Below are 25,000 nucleotides of genomic sequence, written 5' to 3'. Positions count from 1 at the left end.
AAGGAAACATGATTCGAACAATTTTAATTGTATTATTAGCTATTGGTGTTGTAGGTGTAGGGTATTGGGGGTACAGCGAACATCAAGAAAAAGATGCTGTGCTGCTTCAAGCGGAGAATACGTATCAACGAGCATTTCATGATTTGTCATATCAGCTAGATTTATTAAATGATAAAATCGGTGGCACGCTTGCCATGAGTTCGAGAGATCAGCTTTCGCCCGCGCTTGCAGAAGTATGGCGTTTAACTTCTGAAGCTCATAACAATGTAGGACAGCTGCCTTTATCGCTTTTACCGTTCAATAAAACAGAAGAGTTTCTTTCAGATGTTGGGGACTTTACGTACAAAGTGGCGGTAAGGGATTTAAGCAAATCCCCCTTAACAGATAAAGAGTATAAAACGTTAAATTCGCTTTATGATCAGTCAGGCGAAATTCAAAATGAAATGCGCCAAGTACAGCATCTAGTCATTGATAATAACTTACGTTGGATGGATGTTGAGCTAGCTCTAGCCACAAAAGAAAAGCAAGGGGACAATACGATTATTGACGGATTAAAAACCGTTGAAAAAAGTATGGATTCTTTTGCCGAAACAGATTTAGGCGTTATGAATGCAACGAATGAACAGGAAAAAAACGCTTTTCATCAATTAAAAGGTAGAGAAGTTAGTGAAGATGTTGCCAAACAAGTGGCGCGTTCGTTTTTGAATTTAAAAGGAAATGAACAAATTCATATTGTAAAGAGCGGAAAAGATGCCGATTATGAGGTGTACAGCTTAACCATTACAGATCCAAAGACTAAACAAGAGACGTATATGGATATTACCCAAAAAGGTGGATATCCGCTTTGGGTGCTCGAAGATCGAGATATTAAAAAACAAAATATTAGTTTAAACGATGCTATGAACAAAGCGACTAAGTTTTTAAAAGATCATCGTTTTGAAAGCCTAGTGATGGCTGAAAGCGCTCAATACGATAACATGGGAGTCTTTACATTCGTAGAGCAAACGGAAAGTGGAGTTCGGATTTATCCGGATTCAGTTAAAATGAAAATGTCTTTAGAAGATGGATCTGTGATTGGCTTCTCAGCTAAAGACTTCTTATTAAAACATCGTACAAGAGATATTCCAAAACCTAAAATTTCGAAAGAACAGGCAAAAACCAAGCTAAACCCGAATGTAAAAGTGATGGAAGACCGCTTGGCAATTATTACAAACGATTTAAACGAAGAAGTGCTATGCTATGAGTTTTTAGGGACAATTAAAAATGATACGTATCGTATTTTTATCAATGCCGATACGGGTTTTGAAGAGAAAGTCGAAAAACTGCAAAACTCAGAACCTTTATATAATGAAGTATAAAGCTGAGAAACCGGTGTCTATAGACACCGGTTTTTTGTGTTGTATAAGTTTTTTGAGTCTAAATGACTAATTTTTATTTACAAAATAAATATATTTGACTATGTTTAAATAAAGGGAAAAAGTGTATATAGTGGAACTGAAGGAGAGAGAAGATGATAAAAGCGGGAATGAGGTTGACGTTAGAGAGCGGGTACAGAGAGTCTACCTTACAACAAACGTATCGATGTAAGGTAGTTGAGTTTACGGAAGACGTGATTTATATTAGCTATCCGCTAAACGAAGAAACGCAGCGAAGTGCTTTTTTACTAAAAGGTACAAAATTGCTGGCTACGTTTATCGGATATAATCAAAATGTATATACCTTTCCAACTGAAGTAACAGGGCGTGAAATAAAAGGCATGCCTGTTGTGAAGCTCTTTTACCCGGGCGATAAAAAGTTAAAGTCCATCCAAAGAAGAAATTTTTTCCGTGTGCCGCTTACAGTGAAGGCGGTGATAAAAAGTGAACAAGAACAGCAGGCCGTAATGGAAATTATGACTAAAAACATCAGTGCAGGTGGAGTAGCCGGCTCCTTCCATCATTCGCTGCTTTTTAATGAGAAAGATTCCGTTGTTGTACGATTAAGTCTTCCTAATCGTGAGGGAACTTTGCAGCATCTTGAATTAAAAGGGGAAGTTGTACGAATTACCGCCCCGACTTCCTGTAAAGTAGGTCAGCTATCTATTAAATTTATGGACATGGAAAAACAAACGAAAGAAATGATGATTCGTTATACCTTAAAGCGTCAGCTAGACCTAAGGAGAAAAGGTCTTCTTTAGCGTATAAAAAAAACTTCTCTTTCCTAAACTGTAAGCAAAGGTATCACTTCTTACAAAAGGAGAAAAAGATGAATCGAATAGAACGAATTTTAATTAAATTAGTGGTTATTCAATTTGTGTTTTTAATAATTGCCCAATGTATTTTACTATCTAGCAGTCACAGTACATATTTCTCAAAGGTCATTCAGTATGAGGGAGTTAGCAAAAATAATTTTAATAAAATTATTGAAACATTCGACCAGTAGTCGGACGTATGGTAGAATAACTAGGAAAGAAACATGCAGTGAACACCAGGCAGGAGAAGACCCCCTGCTCTTTTTTTCGTTTATAAACGTTTCATATAAAATGGCTCATTGTATAAAAGATGAAAGTGGTTTGTTCCTGTTTTGAAATTAAGGGAGGCACTTATGGAAAAACAAATTTCAATCGCGATTGACGGTCCTGCAGCTGCTGGGAAAAGTACAGTGGCAAAGATTATAGCAGAAACCTTATCATATATTTATGTTGATACAGGAGCGATGTATCGTGCTCTAACGTATCAAGCGCAGAAAAACCAGGTGGATTTGCAAAATGAAGAAGAGCTATTGCATTTGCTTAATGAAACAGTAATCGATTTAAAACCGTCTGAATCTGGGCAGGTAGTCATCTTAAATGGACAGAATGTTACAAGTGAAATTCGTTCCGCAGAAGTAACTAACTCTGTATCCATTGTAGCGAAACATCGTGCAGTTCGTGAAGAGATGGTAGCGAGACAGCAGGGCCTTGCTAAAGATGGAGGCGTTGTAATGGATGGACGTGATATCGGTACACACGTGCTTCCTCAGGCAGAAGTTAAAATCTTTTTATTAGCGTCTGTGGATGAAAGAGCACAGCGACGCCATGATGAAAACATAAAAAAAGGTTTTGAATCAAATTTAGAGCGTTTAAAAGAAGAAATTGCCCGCAGAGACAAGCTGGATTCTGAGCGTGAAGTAGCACCTCTTAAAAAAGCTGAAGATGCAATTGAAATCGATACAACTTCCTTATCGATTGAAGGAGTTGTAGAAAAAATACTTTCTATTACAAACGAAAGGATTGGATGATTTTGAGCTTTTATATGTTTGCACGTGGCATTGTAAAAGGTATTTTAACACCAGTTTATCGTTATGAAGTAATCGGTGCAGAAAATATCCCTTCAGAAGGCGGAGTTTTGCTTTGTTCAAATCATATTGACAACTTAGATCCGCCTACGGTAGGTGTGACATGTCCAAGGCCTATTTCGTTTATGGCAAAAGCAGAGCTGTTTAAAGCACCTTTTCTGAAGACGGTTCTGCCAAAGTTAGAAACGTTCCCTGTAAAGCGGGGGATGGCAGATCGTGAAGCTTTGCGCCAAGGGTTAAAGATTTTAAAAGAAGGAAAAGTGCTTGGATTATTTCCAGAAGGAACAAGAAGTAAAGATGGAAAATTAGGAAAAGGAATGGCTGGAGTAGGCTTTTTTGCTTTGCGTTCAAAAGCAGCTGTTGTTCCTTGTGCTGTTATTGGTCCATATAAGCGTTTTGCAAGGTTAAAAGTAGTGTACGGACCGCCAATTCAGATGGATGAACTTCGTGAACGAAAGGCATCAGCCGAGGAAGTAACCGAAGTTATTATGAAAAGCATTGGTGAATTAATTGAAAAATATCAATAGTTTGTAACCTTATGACTTGACAAAAGATTCTATTTATTAGAAGTTAGTAACAAAGAGAGTTTTTTCTATACAGAGCTATATACAATAATGATGAGCTAAAAGAGTGAAGAACTCTTACAAGGGAATACATATTGTAGATGGATATTGGAGGAGGAAAAGACGATGACAGAAGATATGAATCAAGTAGAGGTAACGTCATTAGAAGTAGGAGAAACAGTAAAAGGTACTATTACAAAAGTAGAAGAAAAGCAAGTGTATGTAGATGTGCCTAACAGCAAACTAGACGGTATTATTCCAATTAGTGAATTAGCGAGCTTACATATTGAAAAAGCAGGGGATGTAATCCAAGAAGGTGCCGAAGTCGAAGCGAAAGTAATTAAAGTGGAAGACGATGTGCTTGTGTTATCTAAACGGGCTGTAGATGCTGAAAAAGCATGGGACGGTTTAGAAGCAAAACTTTCTTCAGGTGAAGTGTTTGAAGCGGTAGTCAAAGAAATTGTCAAAGGCGGATTAGTAGTAGATATTGGTGTAAGAGGGTTCATTCCAGCTTCTCTTGTTGAAACTCATTTCGTTGATGATTTCGCAGAATATCAAGATCAAACTCTTACAGTCAAAGTAGTGGAATTAGATAAAGAAAAAAATCGCGTGATCCTTTCGCATCGTGCAGTTGTAGAAGAAGAGCTTGTACAACAAAAAGAAAATGTTCTTGAGTCATTAAAAGAAGGTCAGGTTTTAGAAGGAACCGTTCAGCGCTTAACAGACTTTGGTGCGTTTGTAGATGTAGGCGGAGTAGATGGGCTAGTGCATATCTCTCAGCTTTCACATACGCGTGTAGAAAAGCCTTCAGACGTAGTAGCTGAGGGAGATACTGTGAAAGTCAAAGTATTATCTGTTGACAAATCAACGGGTCGTGTTTCATTATCTATTAAAGATACGTTAGAAGGTCCATGGTCCAACATTTCTACGAAGCTTCGCCAAGGTGATGTAGTAGATGGAACTGTTAAAAGACTTGTATCTTTTGGAGCTTTTGTGGAAGTTCTACCTGGAGTAGAAGGACTTGTACACATTTCTCAAATTTCACATAAGCATATCGGGACACCGCATGAAGTGCTTTCTGAAGGCGAAAAAGTGACGGTAAAAGTACTTGATGTGAATGAACAAGAACGACGCGTTTCGTTAAGCATTCGTGACCTTGAGGAAGAAGAGCAAGAAGATTACGGTGACTATGAATTACAAGAAGAGTCAAAAGGCTTCCAATTAGGTGATATGATTGGGGATCAATTAAAAAAATTAAGATAAGTAATGGTGATGATTTGTGAGCAGAGCAAAACGTAAAATTGATCACATTCATCATGCGATTCAAACGGGACAGCATCGGCTGCACGGGCTAGATGATATTCGCTTCGTTCATAATAGCTTACCAAATACAGGCGTGCACGATGTTCATATTGATACAAAAATTGGCGAACTTTTGTTAAGTTCGCCAATTTTTATAAATGCTATGACGGGTGGAGGCGGACAAGAAACGGAACGGATTAACCGTTCGTTTGCTCAAATTGCTCATCATGGTCAATTAGCAATGGCCGTTGGATCGCAGATGGCTGCGATTAAAGATGAAAAGGAAGAACAATCATACAGAGTAGTGCGTCAAGAAAACCCTAACGGAATTATTTTTGCCAACCTAGGCAGTGAAGCTACAGTTGAACAAGCTAAAAAAGCGGTTGATATGCTTGAAGCAAATGGACTTCAAATTCATTTAAATGTTATACAAGAACTGGTCATGCCAGAGGGAGATCGTGATTTTACCGATGCATTACGTCGTATTGAACGAATTGTCCGAGAAGTAACCGTTCCTGTAATTGTCAAAGAAGTAGGTTTTGGGATGAGCGCTCAAGCAGTGCAAAAACTTAAAGATGTTGGTGTTGAAATCGTTGATATTGGTGGGTACGGTGGTACCAATTTTTCGAAAATCGAAAATGAAAGACGAGCAAAACATTTTCACTTCTTTAATGATTGGGGAATTTCCACAGCAGCTTCTTTAGCGGAAGTATCTCAGCACGTAGAAGGTATATCCATTATTGGTTCAGGAGGTATTCAAACCTCTATGGATGTTGCTAAGTCCATTGCGTTAGGAGCTTCTGCAACGGGAATGGCAGGATATTTTCTATCCATTTTAATGAAGTCTGGTTTAGAAGCAGTCGTAGAAGAGATAGCCGAGCTGCATGAGGAGTTAACGTTTATCATGGCTGCATTAGGAGCAACTTCTATTGCTAAGCTTCAGCAAATGCCTCTAGTTATTACAGGGGATACCCATAGCTGGCTGACTCAGCGAAATGTATCTATAGAAACATTTAATAACAGATGATAAAAAAGCAAGCAGTTAACTGCTTGCTTTTTTATTTCCTTAGAAGATGAATGATCGCGTTTTCATTAAAAAAAGCAAAAAATATTGGCAGAAGAAGTGACAAAAAGCATGAAATCCCAAACGTTAGCCACTTATAATAAGTTAAATAAACAGAAAAATCAGAAAAAAGAGGTGGCGTAATGAAAAAGGGACATCCTATATTTACAATTTTTCTTTTCTTTTTAGGCTGGGTTTTCATGTATGCAGATCGTAATATTTTATCTCCAGTTATGGGAGATATCGGTGCGCAGTGGGATCTTAATAAAGCTGAACTTGGGCTAATGTCTACCGTATTTTTTGCAGCGTATGCAGCTATGCAGATTCCAACGGGTTTTTTGGCAGATCGATTTGGTCGCGTTAAGATCTTAGTGGCTGGATACATTTTGTTTGGAGTTGCCACATTCTTTACAGGACTTACGACTACTTTTGGTATGTTCTTGCTCATGAGGGCGCTGACAGGACTTGGAGAAGGAACGTATTATGGTTCACAATACGGAATTTCTTCAAGCATCACGTCTGAACGATACCGAGGTCTAGTGTCTGCGCTCATCAATAGTGGAATGGCTTTTGGTATATCGCTTGGTTTTATCGGTTCTACATACATTACATATACGTTAGAAAAAGACTGGCAGTTTACTTTTTACTTATTTGCTATTCCGACTATAGTAATAGCTATTTTAATAGCTTTCTTTGTAAAAGATAAGCAAAGGGATCAAGAAAAAAATTCGCTAAATAAAGAAACAAAGCAGTCGCTAAAAGTATTATTTACAAAAAATCATATTTTCGTATACATTTTAATCTTCTGCTCTCTTTACGGATTTTTTGGGATGCTGACGTGGCTTCCTTATTATTTGCAGCACTCGCGCGGCTTAGAAGGGTCTCAAACAGGCATCATAGCATCTTTAGTACCGTGGGCGTCTATTCCAGGAGCAATCTTCTTTGGATATATATCGGATCGAATTGCAAATAAAAAAGCATTAATTGTGAGTTTGTCAGTAGCGGGCGCTTTATGTCAATTTTTTATTCCCTATACAGAGAGTTATTCTTGGCTATTAATCGGCTTAATTGTGTACGGTCTGATAGGGAAATTAGCATTAGATCCGATTTTAATTTCGTATATGGCGGATATTACTCCCTCTTCCATGTACTCTAAAGTGTACGGTTTTTTTAACTTCAGCGGCATGCTGTCATCGATCTTTGCACCTTACATTACCGGATATTTTGCAGATAAACTTGGAAGTATGGAATTCGGATTTTATTTGTCAGGAGCACTATTGTTAGTGGGAGGAGTTCTCTTTTTGTTTACAGGAAAGAAAGAACGTTCCTATCCTGTTTCACATCCAGTTTTAAAATAAAAAATGCGCTGACTTAGTCAGCGCATTTTTTTATTTATGCTCATTTAACTCGCGCGCTTCTTCAGGACTTTGCAAGCTAGTTGCTCCCGGATAGTGAAGTCCTTGATCACGGTCAGATTCAACTCGTTTTGATTCCTTTAATTTTTTCTCTTGACGATCTTTTCCCATTTTATATTCCCTCCTTTTTTCTGATAGGTTGTCCAAAATAAGCGGTTCTATTCTAAAACTCCGATTAAGTTTTCCAAAATTGATACATACTGATGACAGATAGGGGAGGTGCCATATTCAGTGGACGGAATTTTCTTTTATTGGCTTTCGTGGATGGGATGGATTGTTGCGACTTTTCTTATGCCCAAAACAGCTAGGCGTTGGAAGGTAGCAGCCATTATATTAATCAGTATACTCCTAAGCGGAATGAACATGCATATGACTCAGTTTTCATGTAGCTACACCGCTTTGTTTTTAGTGGGAGTAGCGTGTGTGTATGCTTCAGGCTACAGCCGATTTCAGCAGTTATATTATGTTATTGTATGCGGCATTATAATAATTGCCTATGCTAGTTTTTGTTTACTTGAGCTCTATGATCCTGTCTGGATTTTTATTGATCGTAAGTGGATTTTGACTGGACTTATCTTATATATTTGCTTTATGGTGGTTAAAGATGCTGAAAAAAGATTCGCAGCAATCATTTTAGGTGTAGTTGGAGGAGACTTTTTATACGCAGTTGTCATTCGGGATATCGCATCTTATGAAATAGGGTCTCTTCGTACACTCGACGTTTTAGCCACAGCAGTAGGAGCGATGTTTATTTGGGAGATGCTGGTTTATTTCTCTGCTTATTTAGATTTGTACGTGCTGAAGTCTCACAGGCAAAAGCAAAGTACTTACAAATAGAAGAAGAGATTTCGTAAAATTATATTGTTGTTACCGGTGATTTTTGATAAAATTGTTTGATTGAAAGAGTAATGCTTATTCAGCGGATAGGCAGTTAATCAGTTCAGTATAAGAAAGAGCTGATAAAAATCCTGCTTTATCGCTTATGATCGATTAGTAGAGGTCATGCCACGCTGCATGGCCTCAATTTTTGAAAAACGAATGATCTTATTTATTTGTACATGTAGATAAATACCTTTAGTCGATTAAAGACTGGTTGCCGATACATAAAAAAGATCAAGGAAAGGGAAGAATCGTATGCCAAAACCAATTATTGCGATTGTTGGTCGTCCCAACGTAGGAAAATCAACAATTTTCAACCGAATTGTAGGAGAGCGAGTATCTATTGTAGAAGATATTCCGGGTGTAACTCGTGATCGTATCTATAGTTCAGGTGAGTGGCTGAATTTGGACTTTAACATTATTGATACTGGCGGTATTGATATTGGAGATGAGCCATTTTTAGAACAAATCAAACAGCAGGCAGAAATTGCAATTGATGAAGCGGACGTAATCATTTTTCTAGTGAATGGACGCGATGGAATTACTGCAGCTGATGAAGAAGTGGCGAAAATTTTATACAAATCCAAAAAGCCCGTCGTCCTAGCCGTTAATAAAGTAGATAATCCTGAAATGAGAGAATTAATCTATGATTTCTACGCACTAGGATATGGAGAACCGTTCCCAATCTCAGGAACGCATGGTTTAGGTTTAGGTGACCTGCTAGACGAGGCAGCTAAGCACTTTCCAAAAGAAAAAGACGAAGATTACGGAGAAGACGTCATTAAATTTTCATTGATTGGTCGTCCTAACGTAGGGAAATCTTCATTAGTTAATGCTCTTCTAGGTGAAGACCGTGTTATTGTCAGTGATCTTGCCGGCACGACACGCGATGCTATTGATACGAAGTTTACAAAAGAAGATCAAGAATATGTTGTTATTGATACAGCTGGAATGAGAAAGCGTGGAAAAGTGTACGAGAGTACTGAAAAATACAGCGTACTTCGCGCATTAAAGGCAATTGAACGCTCAGACGTTGTCTTAATTGTATTAAATGCTGAAGAGGGTATTATTGAACAAGATAAGAAAATTGCTGGCTATGCACAAGAAGCTGGAAAAGCTGTCGTCATTGTTGTGAACAAATGGGATACAGTAGAAAAAGATGAAAAAACAATGAAAAAATTTGAAGAAAATATACGCGAGCATTTTCAGTTCTTAACATATGCTCCAATTGTATTCCTTTCAGCTAAAACGAAAAAACGTACGCATACGCTATTGCCAATGATTGATCTTGCAAGCGAAAGCCATGCGGTACGTGTAGAAACAAGCATCTTAAACGATGTAATTATGGATGCAGTAGCAATGAACCCTACGCCTACTCACAACGGCAACCGCTTAAAAATCTATTACACAACTCAAGTAGCAATCAAGCCGCCAACTTTTGTTGTGTTTGTAAATGATCCTGAGCTAATGCATTTTTCATATAAACGTTTCTTAGAAAATAAGCTTCGTGAAGCTTTTGGATTCGAAGGAACTCCAATTAAAATTATTGCAAGACCAAGAAAATAACAGAGGATGTGATCGGCGTGGAAAGAATAGCTGTACTAGGAGCAGGGAGTTGGGGAACTGCATTAGCTTTCGTATTGGCGGAAAATGGACACGATGTTCGCATTTGGGGACATAGACAACAAGTCATTGATCAAATCAACGAGACGCATCAGAATGAAAAATATCTGCCTGGTGTAGAGCTTCCTCATCAGATTAAAGGTTTTACGTCATTAGAAAAGGCAATAGAGGGTGTTGAAACCCTTATTTTAGCTGTTCCAACGAAGGCCATTCGTGAAGTGTTGCAACAGCTAAAATCCCTTACCGATGAACTGTTTACAATTGTTCACGTAAGTAAAGGAATTGAACCGGATTCTCTTTTACGTATATCTCAAATGATTCAACAAGAAATTGATACAAAAGACATCGTTGTCTTATCAGGCCCGAGTCATGCTGAAGAAGTAAGTAGAAGGCAGCCGACAACCGTGACGTCAGCTTCAACAAATATACAAGCAGCAGAAAAAGTACAGGATTTATTTAATAATCAACAGTACTTCCGTGTTTATACAAATCCTGATGTGATTGGTGTGGAAATTGGGGGAGCGTTAAAAAATATTATTGCTCTTGCTGCTGGTATTACGGATGGACTTGGATATGGTGACAATGCGAAGGCCGCTCTTATGACTCGTGGCTTAGCTGAAATCGCTCGTTTAGGTACGGTGCTTGGCGCCAATCCTCTGACGTTCTCAGGTTTAACCGGGATTGGAGACTTGATTGTAACGTGTACAAGCGTTCATTCTCGAAATTGGCGCGCTGGTAATCTTCTTGGAAAAGGCAAAAATTTAGACGAAGTATTAGAAAATATGGGAATGGTTGTAGAAGGTGTACGCACGACGAAAGCAGCTTACCAGCTATCTCAAAAATACGACGTGAAAATGCCGATTGCTGATGCTTTATATAATGTACTGTTTAATGATGTGAAGGCAAAAGATGCAGTAGACGCGCTTATGTCTCGTACTAAAACACATGAAATGGAAGATTTAGCGAATGTTTTAGGAGAAAAATTAAATTAAGTGCAAAGAAATATGAAAAAATAGGCAATTGGTGATACCCAAAATCATTTACTTGCATAAAATAACGTGTAAATAAAGATGAGTAGAACTGTTAGTATGGGAATATTTAGTTACGGTCGAAGCGAAGAGCCCCCTTCGCTTCGATTTTTTTATGTGAAAAAGCAGGAATTTGTCAATTTAATAGGAAAGTAATTACTATAGAGCGTAAATCAATGGAAGGTAAATAAATATTAAATTTAGAATGTTCTATTAATATCCATCTTAACTATAAGTCCTTATGTTATAATAACGGTGAAAAAAGGAGTGGATGCAATTTGTCGCCAGGTTTGTTAAAGATGTGGATTTCATTGGGTTCCATTGTATTTATGTTTATTGCGGTATTTTCTATTTACTTTAGTCGTTATAAAATCACGAACCGCGTTGGTAAAATTGTACTCGCTTTCATTGCCTATTCGCTCATGATTGTAGCAGGTCTTATTATGGTAATTGTTGTATTCAGTGGTCCGACAGATGCTTAATGTACATATGGTAGGGTGAGGAAAATGAAAAAATTCATGCTAACGTCTATTGTTGGGTTAACCATTTTTGTATTATCCGGTTGTTTGTACCCGACGGAAAGAATGTCTCAAAATCAAGTTCCTTATAAAGATCAAGTTGCTTCCGTACAAACGGCCGTTGATCAATTTAAAGAAGAAAGCGGAGGCTTATTGCCGATAAAAACGAAAGATATGGACACACCGATTTATCAAAAATATCCGATTGACTTTACGAAAATTGTTCCTAGATACATGCAAGACGCACCTGGGAATTCGTATGAAAGCGGAGGGATATTTGCGTACGTGCTTGTGGATGCAGAAACAAAGCCCACGGTTAAATTATTAGACTTACGGATGGCGGATACGATTCAAGATGTTAATGTACATTTGAATATATACCGTCAAAACCATAAAGGATACGTACCGTTTAAAGACGTCATCGCTCCCGGCGTATTCTCTATTAACTATAAGAAATTGAATATGAAAGAACCCCCTGTCGTTACTAGCCCGTATACAGGGAATAGTCTTTCTTTAATTGTTAATGGGCAGGGAGATGTATTTGTAGATTATCGTCCTGATTTGTATGATGCCATTCAAAAGCATAAAAGCTCCTACAAACCGGGTGAAGATATCCGAAAGCTCCTTGTGGAAAACAGTGATTTTGTACCTGCTTACTCTCTTCCTTATACAGTTAACGATAAGAATGAACCAATATTTTTTAAAAAATAAGTCATGAACCCCTTCTCCTTGAATAATATTCAGAGAGAAGGGGTTTTCTCTTTCTTGTACACCAATAATGAAAATCAGAATGACTAAGTCAGCATGTGCATGAAAAAAATCATAAATTTTTCTATCAAAAGTCATATTTTAATAGGACAACGTCATAACTATATAGTGTCCTAATTTACTCTCGCAATGGATGTCATATTCCATGAACTCATAGATCGGAGGGGATCTTTTGGAAAAGGTGGATGTATTTAAAGATATCGCTGAACGTACAGGAGGCGATATATATTTAGGTGTGGTGGGAGCAGTTCGAACAGGAAAATCTACATTTATTAAAAAGTTTATGGAGCTGGTGGTCCTGCCTCACATCGAGAACGAGGCAGAAAGAGCTCGCACACAAGATGAACTACCACAAAGTGCAGCTGGAAAAACGATTATGACAACTGAGCCGAAATTCGTACCGAATCAAGCAGTCAATGTTTTGGTAGATGACGGGCTAGAAGTTAACATACGGTTAGTAGATTGTGTAGGATATACAGTGCCAGGCGCTAAAGGGTACGAAGATGAAAATGGACCTCGAATGATCAATACACCTTGGTATGAAGAACCAATTCCATTTCACGAAGCGGCTGAAATTGGAACGAGAAAGGTCATTCAAGAACACTCAACGATTGGTGTCGTCATTACAACAGATGGCTCAATTGGAGATATACCTCGTCAAGATTATGTGGAAGCAGAAGAGCGCGTCATTAATGAGCTAAAAGAAGTAGGCAAACCCTTTATCATGGTTATTAATACCGTACAGCCATATCATCCCGATACAGAAAAGCTTCGTGCAAAGCTTAATGAAAAATATGATATCCCAGTATTAGCGATGAGTGTGGAAAGCATGCGCGATACTGATGTGATGAACGTATTAAGAGAAGCACTATACGAGTTCCCTGTATTAGAAGTCAACGTTAATCTACCAAGCTGGGTAATGGTTTTAAAAGATAAACATTGGCTGCGTGAAAGCTATCAAGAAGCCGTTAAAGAAACGGTAAAAGATATTAAGAGACTGAGAGACGTTGAACGGGTAGTAGAGCAATTTAGCCAGTTTGAGTTTATCGATCAGGCTCGATTAGCCGGAATTGAGATGGGGCAGGGGATTGCCGAAATTGACTTATACGCTCCAGATGATTTATATGATCAGATTTTGAAAGAAATCGTGGGAGTAGAAATTCGCGGAAGAGATCATTTGCTGCAGTTAATGCAAGACTTTGTGCATGCAAAAACCGAGTATGATCAAGTCTCTGATGCACTTCGCATGGTTAAGCAAACGGGTTATGGTGTAGCTGCACCTTCGCTTTCAGATATGAGCCTTGATGAACCTGAAATTATTCGCCAAGGATCGCGTTTTGGAGTTCGTTTAAAAGCAGTGGCACCTTCTATACACATGATTAAAGTGGATGTAGAATCAGAATTTGCGCCGATTATCGGAACGGAGAAGCAAAGCGAAGAATTAGTTCGTTATTTGATGCAAGACTTTGAAGATGATCCGCTTTCAATTTGGAATTCAGATATATTTGGCCGCTCTCTAAGTTCAATTGTAAGAGAAGGGATTCAAGGAAAGCTGTCGCTGATGCCTGAAAATGCGCGATATAAGTTAAAAGAAACGCTAGAACGGATTATTAACGAAGGATCTGGAGGTTTAATCGCGATTATTTTATAAGAATATAACGTTAGGCTCCTCATAAAGGAGCCTCTTCTTTTTGGATAGATCATACAAAACTTTACATATATTGTGATAGATCGCGTGGTTATCCTATTCCTGCGTTATTTTCTGCTTGCTATGCCTTGTTCAATATGTTAATCTTTTAACAGAAATCGATCGATCATACTGTTTTCACTACATACATACGGCAGACGAATGAAAAACATTGAATTATTTAGTTCAATCGTTTATGATTAGGCTTGTCGATACATAGGTTATGTATAATATCCATTTGTTTTGTTAAAGAATGAGATATAACGAATTACTAGATTCCTTTTCTAACAAGGTTTTTAGTTATTATATGATCCGATTTTGGGAGGAGGTGAATGGCATGAACAAGACAGAATTAATTAATGCTGTTGCAGAAGCAAGTGAGCTTTCAAAAAAGGATGCTACAAAAGCAGTTGATGCTGTTTTCGATACAATTTTAGAAGCTTTAAAAGCTGAGGACAAAGTTCAACTTATCGGTTTTGGTAACTTCGAAGTACGTGAACGTGCTGCTCGTAAAGGACGCAATCCACAAACTGGCGAAGAAATCGAAATTCCTGCTAGCAAAGTTCCTGCATTCAAACCAGGTAAAGCTCTTAAAGATGCTGTAAAATAATATCTACATAAAATGGCTTTATTCATAGCCGTTGATGAAGAGCTTTGAAAGGTCGCACATTTGCGACCTTTCTTTTTTGCCTTTGGTATATACATATGCTAGAATTTTTTTCATAAAGTCGTAATGCAACGAATTGGAGGGCAACAACATGTCATCTGTAAATAAACCACAGATCGAACAAGCTGTGAGACTAATTTTAGAAGCAATTGGCGAAGATCCAAACCGTGAAGGATTATTAGATACACCAAAGCGAGTAGCTAAAATGTATGAGGAAGTCTTTTCCGGGTTGAATGAAGATCCAAAAGAGCATTTTAAAACAGTTTTTGGAGAAGATCATGAAGAGCTAGTGCTTGTAAAAGATATTCCTTTTTACTCTATGTGTGAACACCACTTAGTGCCTTTTTACGGAAAAGCTCATGTTGCGTATATTCCAAAAGGCGGACGAGTGACCGGTTTAAGTAAGCTGGCAAGAGCGGTAGAAGCTGTTGCGAAACGTCCTCAGCTTCAGGAGAGAATTACATCTACAGTGGCGGATTCTATTGTAGAAACATTAGAGCCGCACGGGGTAATGGTAGTAGTGGAAGCAGAGCACATGTGTATGACCATGCGAGGCATTAAAAAGCCTGGGGCTATGACAATCACTTCTGCTGTGCGTGGAGTGTTAGAACACGATGCAAGTTCTAGAGCTGAAGTTTTATCATTGATCAAATCATAATGTGGATGATGAAGGAGAAGAGAATATGACACAAAAAGGAACGCCAGAGTATATTGTCATTAAAGCGGTCGAAGATGGAGTTAACGTAATTGGCTTAACGCGAGGAGCAGATACGCGATTTCATCATTCAGAAAAACTAGATAAAGGCGAAGTGATGATTGCGCAGTTTACTGAGCATACATCCGCAATTAAAATTCGTGGCAAAGCCGTCGTTCAGACTGTTCACGGAGAAATTGAATCCGATACGAAAAAATAAGCAGGGATTTTCCTGCTTTTATTTATATTTAAAATAAATGAATAAGAACAGGAAAAACATGGTGAAACTAAAAGCAATATCTTAAATTACTGTCTAAGAAATCAAGATGGTATGTAGATGAACGGTGTTCAAGCGGATGAGCAGCTAAAGGATTTAAACCGTGAAAAAGCTTCAAAAGAATTTAAAGGATATTTTATAATGTAATTATGTTATAATTGACACTATCGATTTGGAGTTAAAAGAACTTTAAACAAATAGTGATGGAAAGGGAGACAAGGATGATGAGCGTAAAAACCATCTATGATATTGTGGCCAACATGAAAGAACAGCTTCATGTTGAATTAAGTCATCCATATGTAAAAAAATATATTCATCATCCGCGTATTGATGAAAATAGATTACTGTACATGTGTTCGTTCTTAGATACTCTTTCAATGGAAGAAGAAAAAAAGAACAGCTCTGTGCTATCTGTGATGCTCGTTCAAACCGCACTTGATACCCACGATCTAGTCTCCACTCAAAATGTTAGCGGAAATGAAGGGAAGCTGCATGAGAGGCAGCTGGTAGTTTTGGCCGGAGATTATTACAGCGGCCTGTACTATTACTATTTAGCTCAAAGCAGCCAGCTGAATTTAATGAAAGTTATAGCATCTGCTATTAAAGAAATTAATATCGCTAAGATACACATTTATAACAATCGCTCTACTAATCCACACGACGTTATGAATAGTTTTTTAGCAGCAGAATCATCGTTTGTAAGATGCTTATGTGACTATTTTGAACGTGAAGAGTGGAAAGAACTTTTAAAACATGCAGCGTATTTGAATGGGATATTAAAGCAATTAAAGTCATTACAGCATAAAGAGCCTACTCTCTTGCTAAACTATTGCAAACAAATTGGCATGAATCAAGAACAAATAAAAGAATACCTTTATTCGTATACTCAACAGTCTGTAGATATTGTTAGAGGGTACTTACGAAGTGAATTTGCGATGAATGAGTTTTTAAGAGAGCACTTAGATGAACTTACATCTAGCTTAGAAGTGTTGAAAAATGTCGTAGGAGAAGGATAGAGATATGCAGCAATCAAAAGAACAGCGTGTCCATGGCGTATTTGAAAAAATATACAAAAATTATGATCAAATGAATTCTGTTATTAGTTTTCAGCGTCATAAGGCATGGCGCAAAGATACGATGAAGCGAATGAATGTTCAAAAAGGAACAAAAGCTTTAGATGTTTGTTGCGGAACTGCGGATTGGACGCTAGCTATGGCTGAAGCAGTTGGAGAAACAGGAGAGGCAGTTGGCCTGGATTTTAGTCAAAATATGCTAAAGATTGGTGAAGAGAAAGTAAAAAACTCACCTTTTTCAAATATTACTTTACTACATGGCAATGCAATGGAGCTTCCTTTTGAAGATAATTCATTTGACTATGTAACGATTGGATTCGGACTGCGCAACGTGCCCGATTACCTTCAAGTTTTAAAGGAAATGCAGCGCGTCGTGAAACCTGGCGGAAAAGTGGTTTGCCTTGAAACGTCTCAGCCAACGATGATTGGTTACCGACAAATGTACTTGCTTTATTTTAAGTATATTATGCCTGCGCTTGGAAAGATGGTCGCTAAAAGCTATGATGAATATTCATGGCTTCAAGAGTCAGCTAGGGACTTTCCAGGTCAAAAGCAATTGGCTGATATGTTCCGTGAAGCCGGTTTGACAGATGTTGAAGTGAAATCTTACACAGGTGGAGTAGCGGCGATGCATCTAGGGTACAAACGATAAAAGAGAAAAAGCTTGTCCTACAGGTGCAACAGCCTGTAGGATAAGGAGTAAAGAATGAATATATAATGCAAGGTGAGTCCAATGAAACTAAAAATGATGTACGCTTTTTTGAATACGGATATTACCCTTATTGAGAAAGAACTTGAACAAACTGTTCATACCGATGAAACACTTATCACAGATGCTTCTCTTCACCTTTTACAAGCAGGGGGGAAACGAATTCGCCCTGTATTTGTTTTGTTGGCAGCTAAATTTGGGCATTACAATATCGACCAAATCAAACATGTGGCAGTAGCGCTTGAGCTGATTCATATGGCGTCTCTTGTTCATGATGATGTTATTGATGACGCTGATAAGCGACGGGGAAAACCAACAATTAAGGCAAAATGGGACAATCGTATTGCTATGTATACAGGGGATTACATCTTTGCTCGTGCACTTGAAGTTATGAGTGAGGTTAAAGATGTGGAAGCACATAAAATTTTATCTAATACGATGGTGGAATTAACGCTCGGTGAAATTGAACAGATTAAGGACAAATACAACCTAAACCAAAACTTACGCGTGTATCTGCGTAGAATTAAACGTAAAACGGCACTGCTAATTGCTGCAAGCTGTCAGTTAGGCGCAATTGCAGCGGGAGCTCCTGAAGATATACATAAACGTTTATTTTGGTTTGGATATTACGTGGGAATGTCATTTCAAATTACGGATGACATTTTAGATTTTATCTCATCAGAAGAACAGCTTGGGAAACCAGTTGGCAGCGACTTACTGCAAGGAAATATTACGCTGCCAGTTTTGTATGCCATTGAAAATGCTGAGTTTCGAGATAAAGTAGAACAGCTTTTCGAGAGGGAATATGAGCAAGAGCTGATCGATGAAATTATTTCTGATATTAAATCTTCTAACGCCATTGAACGTTCATTTGAGATGAGCGATCGTTATCTGCAAAAAGCGATGAGCATTTTAGAAGAACTGCCGCCAAACAAGGCGAAAAAAACGCTGCATCAAATTGCGAAGTACATTGGAAAACGGAAATTTTGATTTATTTACTTTCATAAGTTGTAAACTGCTCGAAACAATGTTAATATCTTCATGAGGTGTGATTGCGCTTTCAAAACTTGTTTACATATCATGAACTTCAGGGGTGGAGAGTAAAATGATACAAAAAACGTTTTTAATGGTCAAACCAGACGGGGTACAAAGAAGCATTATTGGTGAGGTTATTTCTCGCTTTGAGAAAAAAGGTTTTCAATTAGTTGGAGCTAAGCTTATGCATATTTCGCAGGAATTAGCTGAAACACACTATGGTGAACATAAAGAGAAACCTTTCTTCGGTGAGTTAGTGAAATTTATCACATCAGGTCCAGTTTTTGCTATGGTATGGGAAGGTGAAAACGTGATTTCAGTATCACGTCAAATGGTGGGGAAAACTAACCCTCAAGAAGCGCTTCCTGGAACTATTCGAGGTGATTATGGACTGATTGTGGATAAGAATATTATTCACGGCTCAGATTCACCAGAAAGTGCGGAGCGTGAAATCAGCTTATTCTTTGAAAGTGAAGAGCTGACTTTCTATAAAAAAGACGCAGACGCTTGGATTTACTAATTTAGATAGCGCAAAAAGACGAATGAATTTTCATTCGTCTTTTTTATTGTGTGTATAAACAGGCTTCTAGGCTATTAAGTGCAAAGATTTCCCCGCATAAACATTTTCATAATGTATTCCGATATATTAATAAGAAGATAAGCGTATATAAAGGTTTTATTTCTTTATACGTCTAACATAAACGTATAGGAATGAGAAAGGAGAGTCAAAGATGATAGATGAATACGACGCGTTTGTGGAGAAAATAAAAACAAAAACAGGCATTGATTTATCACTATATAAGCAGTCTCAAATGCACCGCCGCCTCACCTCGCTGTATGAAAAAAAAGGTTTTTCTAGTTTTTTTGAATATTATCGAGCAATGAACAGTAACAACGAACTGCTTGAGGAGTTTTTAGATCGGATGACGATTAACGTGTCAGAGTTTTATCGCAACTATCAGCGGTGGGATATATTGGAGCAAAAAATTTTACCGACTCTTGTAAAAGGAAAAACAGATCTGAAAGTGTGGAGCGCTGCCTGTTCAACAGGGGAAGAGCCGTATACACTAGCGATGGTTTTATCAACATTTTTTCCGCTTTCGCGTATTTCTATATTGGCGACCGATCTGGATGAAAAAGTGATAGAAAAAGCAAAAATAGGCTTTTATGATGAACGTTCACTTCAGGAAATGCCTGTTTCGATGAAAAATAAGTACTTTCAACAAAGAGGAACCGGGTACTTATTAGATGAAAAAATCAAAAAAACAGTTATTTTTCAAAAACATAACTTACTGTCAGACTCTTTTCCTAAAAACGTTGACTTGATTGTTTGTCGAAACGTGCTTATTTATTTTACCGATGAAGCAAAGCATGCTTTATATGAAAAGTTTAGCAGAGCTTTAGCACCTGGAGGCATCTTATTTGTAGGGAGCACAGAGCAGATTTTCACTCCGCAAAAGTATGGGTTTGAAACGGCTGATACGTTTTTTTACAGAAAAGTAAAGACCATTTAATTGAGATAACCTGAAGCGATTTCTTACAAGCTGAGGTGAAACTTTTTATATATTCTTATGTTATAGTATGGTATAGTCATATTTAAAAATGGAAAAATTCTGACGAATAATACATATTAAGCGGAGGTACGATTATGCGATATTTAACAGCAGGAGAATCACATGGTCCACAGTTGACTACTATTTTAGAGGGTGTTCCCGCAGGGCTTCCTTTAACAGCCGAAGACATCAATACAGATTTAGCGCGAAGACAAAAAGGTCATGGTCGCGGAAGACGTATGCAAATTGAAAAAGATCAAGCGGAAATTTTAAGCGGTGTTCGCCACGGCTATACGCTAGGATCTCCTATTACGTTAGCGGTAGAAAATAACGACTGGAAACACTGGACAAAAATTATGGGCATCGAGCCAATTTCTGAAGAAGAATCAGAAGAAGTAAAGCGTAAAATCTCAAGACCAAGACCAGGGCATGCCGATTTAAACGGCGCTATTAAATATGGTCATCGCGATATGAGAAATGTATTAGAACGTTCTTCAGCTCGTGAAACAACTGTAAGGGTAGCAGCAGGTGCTGTGGCTCGTCAAATCCTTGCTCAGTTCGGGATTTCTGTAGCTGGACATGTATTAGAAATTGGCGGCGTACAGGCAAATCCTCCTCAATACAAAAGCTTAGAGGAACTTCAAGAAGTCACTGAAGCTTCTCCAGTAAGATGTTTTGACTCAGCTGTTGAGAAAGACATGATGCAAGCAATCGATGATGCTAAGAAAAACGGCGATTCGATCGGAGGCGTAGTAGAAGTTATTATTGAAGGCGTGCCAGCAGGAGTGGGCAGCTATGTCCATTACGATCGTAAATTAGATGCGAAGATTGCTGCAGCTGTTATGAGCATTAATGCATTTAAAGGCGTTGAGTTTGGGATTGGATTTGAAGCGGCTCGCAGACCAGGAAGCGAAGTTCATGACGAAATTCTATGGGATGAAGAGAATGGATATACCCGTAAAACAAACAACTTAGGCGGCTTTGAAGGTGGCATGACAACAGGTATGCCAATTGTAGTACGCGGTGTAATGAAACCTATTCCAACGCTTTACAAGCCGTTAAAAAGTGTTGATATTGAAACAAAAGAAGCCTTCGAGGCAAGCATCGAACGTTCAGACAGCTGTGCTGTGCCGGCAGCAAGCGTTGTAGCAGAAGCCGTTGTAGCTTGGGAATTGGCTGATGCGCTAATCGAACAGTTTGGACAAGACCGAATTGATTTAATTGCTGAAAATATTGAGAAAATGCGTGTACATGCGAGGGAGTTTTAATGTTGCAAATTGATATTCAAACTTTATCCAAAACATATCCTCTTTATTTAGGAAATGGATTAATTGAAAAGCTGCCTTCTATTATTGAGAGTGTAAAACCTAATCTGTCGTCGGTGTTAATCATCACTGATTCAGCTGTAGATTCATATTATGGAGAAGCGGTTGTAAAAGCGATTGAGACGCAGTTTAAAGTGGCTAAATACGTAGTACCAAGCGGTGAACACGCAAAGTCATTTCAACATTACTACGATTGTCAGACTTTTGCACTCGAGCAGCAGCTTGACCGCAATGCGCTCGTTATTGCTTTCGGCGGAGGGGTAGTTGGCGATTTAGCTGGATTTGTAGCCGCTACATACATGAGAGGGGTTTCGTTTATTCAAGTGCCAACGACGCTTCTTGCTCACGATAGTGCTGTAGGCGGTAAAGTAGCCATTAATCATGAGCTTGGAAAAAATATGATTGGCGCTTTTTATCAGCCTGAAGCGGTTGTTTATGACATTGATCTTCTTAAAACGCTTCCTGAAAGAGAGTGGCGTTCCGGTTTTGCAGAAGTGATTAAACATGCTTTTATTCACGATGAAGCATTTTATGAATGGCTTCAGCAAAATATACAATCGCTGACTGATTTACAAGATGAAAAATTAATTTATGCTATTCAAAGCGGTATTTTAGTCAAAGCATCTGTTGTAAAAGAAGATGAGACAGAAGCTGGCGTTCGCGCTCACCTGAACTTTGGACATACGTTAGGTCATGCGATTGAAGCAGAGTGCGGCTATGGACAAATCAGTCACGGAGAAGGCGTAGCCATTGGGATGCTGTTTGCTATGAAAGTCAGCAATACGCTTGGGAAAAGCGAGTTCCCTGTAGCTGAAATTGCGAAATGGTTTGAAAAATTTGGCTATGAGACGTCTGTTCCAAACCACCTTTCAGCTGAAAAGCTGCTCGTGAGAATGAAAGCAGACAAGAAGTCCAAGTCAAGCAATGTTCATATGGTACTGCTTGAAGGCATAGGAAAACCTTTTGTTCAACAAGTAGAAGATGAAGTGATTCTTAAGCTGCTGAATGAAGAGCTTCAAGCGTAGTTTCTTCAAAAGCCAAGTAGATAGTAGTTGACAAATGAATTTGAAACGTACTACAATTGGTAACAAGTTAGTTTAGAGATTTTAGTTATGAGAAAAAAATAGACAGTTTAGTTGAGATTAGGGTAGACGAGAATGAGACAGTTGAGCAGAGTTTAGTTGAGTGAATTTTACCATTCGTATACCCAAAGGCCCATTTTTGATGTGTCTTTGGGTTTATTTATTATATCCTCTTTTATATAACCTCATCTATTCTCATTCTCCATGAAATGGAGGATTGAAAGATATGACGAACACGTATACTTCTTTTTTAGAAGACTCTACAAAGTATTTAACCATTCCAATCATAAAAAAAATATTTATCGATAGCATGACACCTGTTGATCTTTTTCAGCAAGTAAAAGATGAAGCTGTATATTTGCTTGAAAGCAATGATGAATCATCACCATGGTCCAATTATTCTTTTATTGGCTTGAATCCGTTTTTGTATGTAGAAGAAGAGAACGGAACCTATCTAGCAAAAAACAAGCAGCTTCAACCTGTGCTGCAAGGAGACAGCTTTAAAGAGGTATTTTGTAAAATTCAGCAAGAGCTGAAAGTGAAAGTACCAGACCTTGCACTTCCTTTTAAAGGAGGAGCAGTAGGATTTATCAGCTACGACGCAGTATCGCAAATTGAAAAAGTAAACGTACATGCCCAAAACGATTTGAACATGCCTACTTTTCACTTTATCTATTGTCAAACGATGCTCGCTTATAATCACCAAACAAAAGAGCTTATGGTGATTCACTACATTCAGCTTGATGAGCAAGATAAAGAACAGCAGAAAAAAGAAAAACATGATGAAGCTCTAGCAGAGATCAATCGATATGTTGAAAGAATAGCGCAGACGGTGAAAGAAAAGCCGATGATGTTTGAAAGCGAGCAGCGCGAAGTTAGCTTTGAAGGTGTGACATCGTCATACCAAAAAGATAAATTTGTGCAAGATGTGGAAAAAATTAAGGAATACATTAAAAGAGGAGATGTTTTTCAAGCCGTATTGTCGCAGAGATTTCAAATTGATACGACCGTAGCTGGATTTGATATTTACAGAGTATTGCGATTAGTTAATCCATCTCCTTATTTATTTTACGTGAAAGTAAAGGGAGTGGAATTGATCGGAAGTTCCCCTGAGCGGTTGATTCAAATTGAAAACGGCCATTTAGAAATTCATCCAATTGCAGGAACGAGAAGACGCGGCAGAGATGCAGAAGAAGATGCGCGCTTGTATGAAGACTTAATTAACGATGAAAAAGAGCGGGCAGAACACTATATGCTCGTGGACTTAGCAAGAAATGACATCGGCCGAGTTGCACAGTATGGAAGTGTCCAAACGCCGGTATTAATGCAGCAGGTTAACTTTTCGCACGTCATGCACTTGATTTCTAAAGTGACAGGACGCCTTGATGAAAAAGTACATCCTATTGATGCGCTGCTTTCTGCATTTCCAGCGGGTACCGTATCTGGCGCTCCAAAAGTGCGGGCGATGCAAATCTTAAATGAAATTGAACCAGTTGCGCGAAATGTATATGCAGGAACCGTAGCATATCTCGGATTTGATGGAAACATTGATTCGTGCATTGCAATTCGTACCATTCTTTTGAAAGACCAAACCGCTTATATACAGGCCGGAGCAGGAGTGGTTGCTGACTCAAAACCGGAGCTTGAGTGGAAAGAAACCCGCAATAAAGCTAGCGCTTTAATTAAAACAATTCAATTAGCTCAAGACATCTACGATAAAAAGGAGGATGTATATGTTTAAAGAATTGTTGAAAAAGTGTTTGCGCGGGGAGTCACTTTCAGCGGAAGAAGCAGAAAAAATTATGAATGATATTATGAACGGTAAAGTCCCGGCAGCTCAAATTGCTAGCGTGCTAACCATTTTAACGTACCGAGGAGAAACCGTCGATGAAATTGTTGGTTTTGTCCGGGGTATGAAAAACAATATGAATGCTATTTCTCTAGACGAATTAAACGTAGTAGATACGTGCGGTACGGGAGGAGACGGCGCCTCTACGTTTAATATTTCAACGGCTAGTGCGATTGTGGCATCTGCTGCTGGAGTAAAGGTTGCGAAACATGGGAATCGCGCGGTATCTTCTAAAAGCGGAAGTGCAGACGTGTTAGAACATTTGGATATATGGATTCAAGGAAATGAAAAAGAAGTGAAAAATGCGGTGGCTGACCTCAACATGTCCTTTTTATTTGCGCCGCTTTATCACCCTGCTATGAAGCACGTTGCTGCTACTCGAAAGGAATTAGGGTTTAGAACCGTTTTTAATGCATTAGGTCCGTTAGCAAACCCTACTAACTGCACAAAGCAAGTAATTGGCGTTTATTCTATTGAGCTTGCACGAAAATTAGCAGAAGCGCTTGTTGTACTGGGAGCTAATCACGTCCTGTTTGTTGCCGGCAGAGATGGTTTAGATGAAATTAGTGCCACGG

The 25,000-nt window shown here is 38.5% G+C and carries 27 protein-coding genes; 26 read left to right on the top strand and 1 reads right to left on the bottom strand.

Annotated features, from left to right (window positions below):
• The first annotated feature begins 8 nt into the window (after positions 1-8).
• The 8 genes from ypeB to ACRPLY_RS21380 all read left to right on the top strand — a co-directional run bounded on the left by ypeB (position 9) and on the right by ACRPLY_RS21380 (position 7,601).
• Positions 9-1,358, top strand: a complete 1,350-nt coding sequence (gene ypeB, locus ACRPLY_RS21415) for a germination protein YpeB (RefSeq protein ID WP_165635167.1) — start codon at positions 9-11, stop codon at positions 1,356-1,358.
• 152 nt (positions 1,359-1,510) lie between these two features.
• Positions 1,511-2,176 carry a flagellar brake protein gene (locus ACRPLY_RS21410; protein ID WP_033579746.1) on the top strand — a complete coding sequence of 222 codons (666 nt, stop codon included), beginning with the start codon at positions 1,511-1,513 and terminating at the stop codon, positions 2,174-2,176.
• A 68-nt stretch (positions 2,177-2,244) separates the two neighbouring features.
• Complete coding sequence (locus tag ACRPLY_RS21405) at positions 2,245-2,421, top strand: YpfB family protein (protein WP_013059030.1); 177 nt, start codon at positions 2,245-2,247, stop codon at positions 2,419-2,421.
• 162 nt (positions 2,422-2,583) lie between these two features.
• On the top strand, positions 2,584-3,258 hold the full coding sequence (gene cmk, locus ACRPLY_RS21400) for a (d)CMP kinase (RefSeq protein WP_028411517.1): 675 nt from the start codon (positions 2,584-2,586) through the stop codon (positions 3,256-3,258).
• Positions 3,255-3,842, top strand: a complete 588-nt coding sequence (locus ACRPLY_RS21395; RefSeq protein ID WP_033579748.1) for a lysophospholipid acyltransferase family protein — start codon at positions 3,255-3,257, stop codon at positions 3,840-3,842. The genes cmk and ACRPLY_RS21395 overlap by 4 nt, the downstream gene beginning before the upstream one ends.
• Before the next feature lie 162 nt (positions 3,843-4,004).
• Positions 4,005-5,141, top strand: coding sequence for a 30S ribosomal protein S1 (gene rpsA, locus ACRPLY_RS21390; protein ID WP_028410732.1), 1,137 nt, complete (start codon positions 4,005-4,007; stop codon positions 5,139-5,141).
• 16 nt (positions 5,142-5,157) lie between these two features.
• A complete protein-coding gene (fni, locus tag ACRPLY_RS21385; protein ID WP_028411515.1) occupies positions 5,158-6,207 on the top strand; it encodes a type 2 isopentenyl-diphosphate Delta-isomerase in 1,050 nt (349 codons plus the stop codon).
• Between the two features lie 179 nt (positions 6,208-6,386).
• Complete coding sequence (locus ACRPLY_RS21380) at positions 6,387-7,601, top strand: MFS transporter (RefSeq protein ID WP_028411514.1); 1,215 nt, start codon at positions 6,387-6,389, stop codon at positions 7,599-7,601.
• Positions 7,602-7,631: 30 nt separating this feature from the next.
• Here the strand turns inward: ACRPLY_RS21380 and ACRPLY_RS21375 are convergent, their stop codons facing one another.
• A complete protein-coding gene (locus ACRPLY_RS21375; protein WP_013059024.1) occupies positions 7,632-7,769 on the bottom strand; it encodes a YpzI family protein in 138 nt (45 codons plus the stop codon).
• Positions 7,770-7,889: 120 nt separating this feature from the next.
• Between ACRPLY_RS21375 and ACRPLY_RS21370 the strand changes: the two genes are divergently transcribed.
• The 18 genes from ACRPLY_RS21370 to trpD form a co-directional block, all read left to right on the top strand.
• Complete coding sequence (locus ACRPLY_RS21370) at positions 7,890-8,495, top strand: YphA family membrane protein (RefSeq protein ID WP_028411513.1); 606 nt, start codon at positions 7,890-7,892, stop codon at positions 8,493-8,495.
• A 297-nt stretch (positions 8,496-8,792) separates the two neighbouring features.
• On the top strand, positions 8,793-10,103 hold the full coding sequence (gene der / locus ACRPLY_RS21365; RefSeq protein ID WP_028411512.1) for a ribosome biogenesis GTPase Der: 1,311 nt from the start codon (positions 8,793-8,795) through the stop codon (positions 10,101-10,103).
• 17 nt (positions 10,104-10,120) lie between these two features.
• A complete protein-coding gene (locus ACRPLY_RS21360; protein WP_013059021.1) occupies positions 10,121-11,152 on the top strand; it encodes an NAD(P)H-dependent glycerol-3-phosphate dehydrogenase in 1,032 nt (343 codons plus the stop codon).
• Between the two features lie 314 nt (positions 11,153-11,466).
• Entirely contained in the window at positions 11,467-11,670 is a 204-nt protein-coding gene (locus ACRPLY_RS21355; RefSeq protein ID WP_028411511.1) for a DUF2768 domain-containing protein, read from the top strand.
• Between the two features lie 24 nt (positions 11,671-11,694).
• Positions 11,695-12,417, top strand: coding sequence for a hypothetical protein (locus ACRPLY_RS21350; RefSeq protein WP_028411510.1), 723 nt, complete (start codon positions 11,695-11,697; stop codon positions 12,415-12,417).
• Positions 12,418-12,646: 229 nt separating this feature from the next.
• Positions 12,647-14,125 (top strand): stage IV sporulation protein A, encoded by a 1,479-nt coding sequence (spoIVA, locus tag ACRPLY_RS21345; protein ID WP_013059017.1) that lies wholly within the window; start codon positions 12,647-12,649, stop codon positions 14,123-14,125.
• 373 nt (positions 14,126-14,498) lie between these two features.
• Positions 14,499-14,771 (top strand): HU family DNA-binding protein, encoded by a 273-nt coding sequence (locus ACRPLY_RS21340; RefSeq protein ID WP_013059016.1) that lies wholly within the window; start codon positions 14,499-14,501, stop codon positions 14,769-14,771.
• A gap of 148 nt (positions 14,772-14,919) precedes the next feature.
• Positions 14,920-15,486 carry a GTP cyclohydrolase I FolE gene (folE, locus tag ACRPLY_RS21335; protein WP_013059015.1) on the top strand — a complete coding sequence of 189 codons (567 nt, stop codon included), beginning with the start codon at positions 14,920-14,922 and terminating at the stop codon, positions 15,484-15,486.
• Between the two features lie 25 nt (positions 15,487-15,511).
• Complete coding sequence (mtrB, locus tag ACRPLY_RS21330) at positions 15,512-15,742, top strand: trp RNA-binding attenuation protein MtrB (protein WP_028411509.1); 231 nt, start codon at positions 15,512-15,514, stop codon at positions 15,740-15,742.
• 278 nt (positions 15,743-16,020) lie between these two features.
• Complete coding sequence (locus ACRPLY_RS21325; RefSeq protein WP_028411508.1) at positions 16,021-16,815, top strand: heptaprenyl diphosphate synthase component 1; 795 nt, start codon at positions 16,021-16,023, stop codon at positions 16,813-16,815.
• A gap of 4 nt (positions 16,816-16,819) precedes the next feature.
• On the top strand, positions 16,820-17,524 hold the full coding sequence (locus tag ACRPLY_RS21320; protein ID WP_013059012.1) for a demethylmenaquinone methyltransferase: 705 nt from the start codon (positions 16,820-16,822) through the stop codon (positions 17,522-17,524).
• Positions 17,525-17,605: 81 nt separating this feature from the next.
• Positions 17,606-18,571, top strand: coding sequence for a heptaprenyl diphosphate synthase component II (hepT, locus tag ACRPLY_RS21315; RefSeq protein ID WP_028411507.1), 966 nt, complete (start codon positions 17,606-17,608; stop codon positions 18,569-18,571).
• 115 nt (positions 18,572-18,686) lie between these two features.
• On the top strand, positions 18,687-19,136 hold the full coding sequence (gene ndk / locus ACRPLY_RS21310) for a nucleoside-diphosphate kinase (protein ID WP_013059010.1): 450 nt from the start codon (positions 18,687-18,689) through the stop codon (positions 19,134-19,136).
• Between the two features lie 211 nt (positions 19,137-19,347).
• The gene (locus tag ACRPLY_RS21305; RefSeq protein ID WP_028411506.1) at positions 19,348-20,130 is read left to right on the top strand and encodes a CheR family methyltransferase; all 783 of its coding nucleotides are present in this window, start codon (positions 19,348-19,350) and stop codon (positions 20,128-20,130) included.
• A 134-nt stretch (positions 20,131-20,264) separates the two neighbouring features.
• Positions 20,265-21,437 carry a chorismate synthase gene (aroC, locus tag ACRPLY_RS21300; protein ID WP_028411505.1) on the top strand — a complete coding sequence of 391 codons (1,173 nt, stop codon included), beginning with the start codon at positions 20,265-20,267 and terminating at the stop codon, positions 21,435-21,437.
• On the top strand, positions 21,437-22,519 hold the full coding sequence (gene aroB, locus ACRPLY_RS21295) for a 3-dehydroquinate synthase (RefSeq protein WP_176343446.1): 1,083 nt from the start codon (positions 21,437-21,439) through the stop codon (positions 22,517-22,519). Before aroC ends, aroB begins: the two co-directional genes overlap by 1 nt.
• A 283-nt stretch (positions 22,520-22,802) precedes the next feature.
• Positions 22,803-24,317 (top strand): anthranilate synthase component I, encoded by a 1,515-nt coding sequence (trpE, locus tag ACRPLY_RS21290; RefSeq protein WP_325077399.1) that lies wholly within the window; start codon positions 22,803-22,805, stop codon positions 24,315-24,317.
• Positions 24,310-25,000 (top strand): anthranilate phosphoribosyltransferase (gene trpD / locus ACRPLY_RS21285; protein ID WP_432232106.1); only part of this gene is annotated, 691 nt, incomplete at its 3' end. The genes trpE and trpD, both read left to right, overlap by 8 nt.

Origin of the sequence: Priestia sp. TGN 0903, assembly GCF_050846855.1 — a bacterium.
GTDB lineage: Bacteria > Bacillota > Bacilli > Bacillales > Bacillaceae_H > Priestia > Priestia zanthoxyli.
The sequence above is the reverse complement of the archived record's forward strand: the minus strand, read 5'-3'. Positions and strand labels throughout refer to the sequence as shown.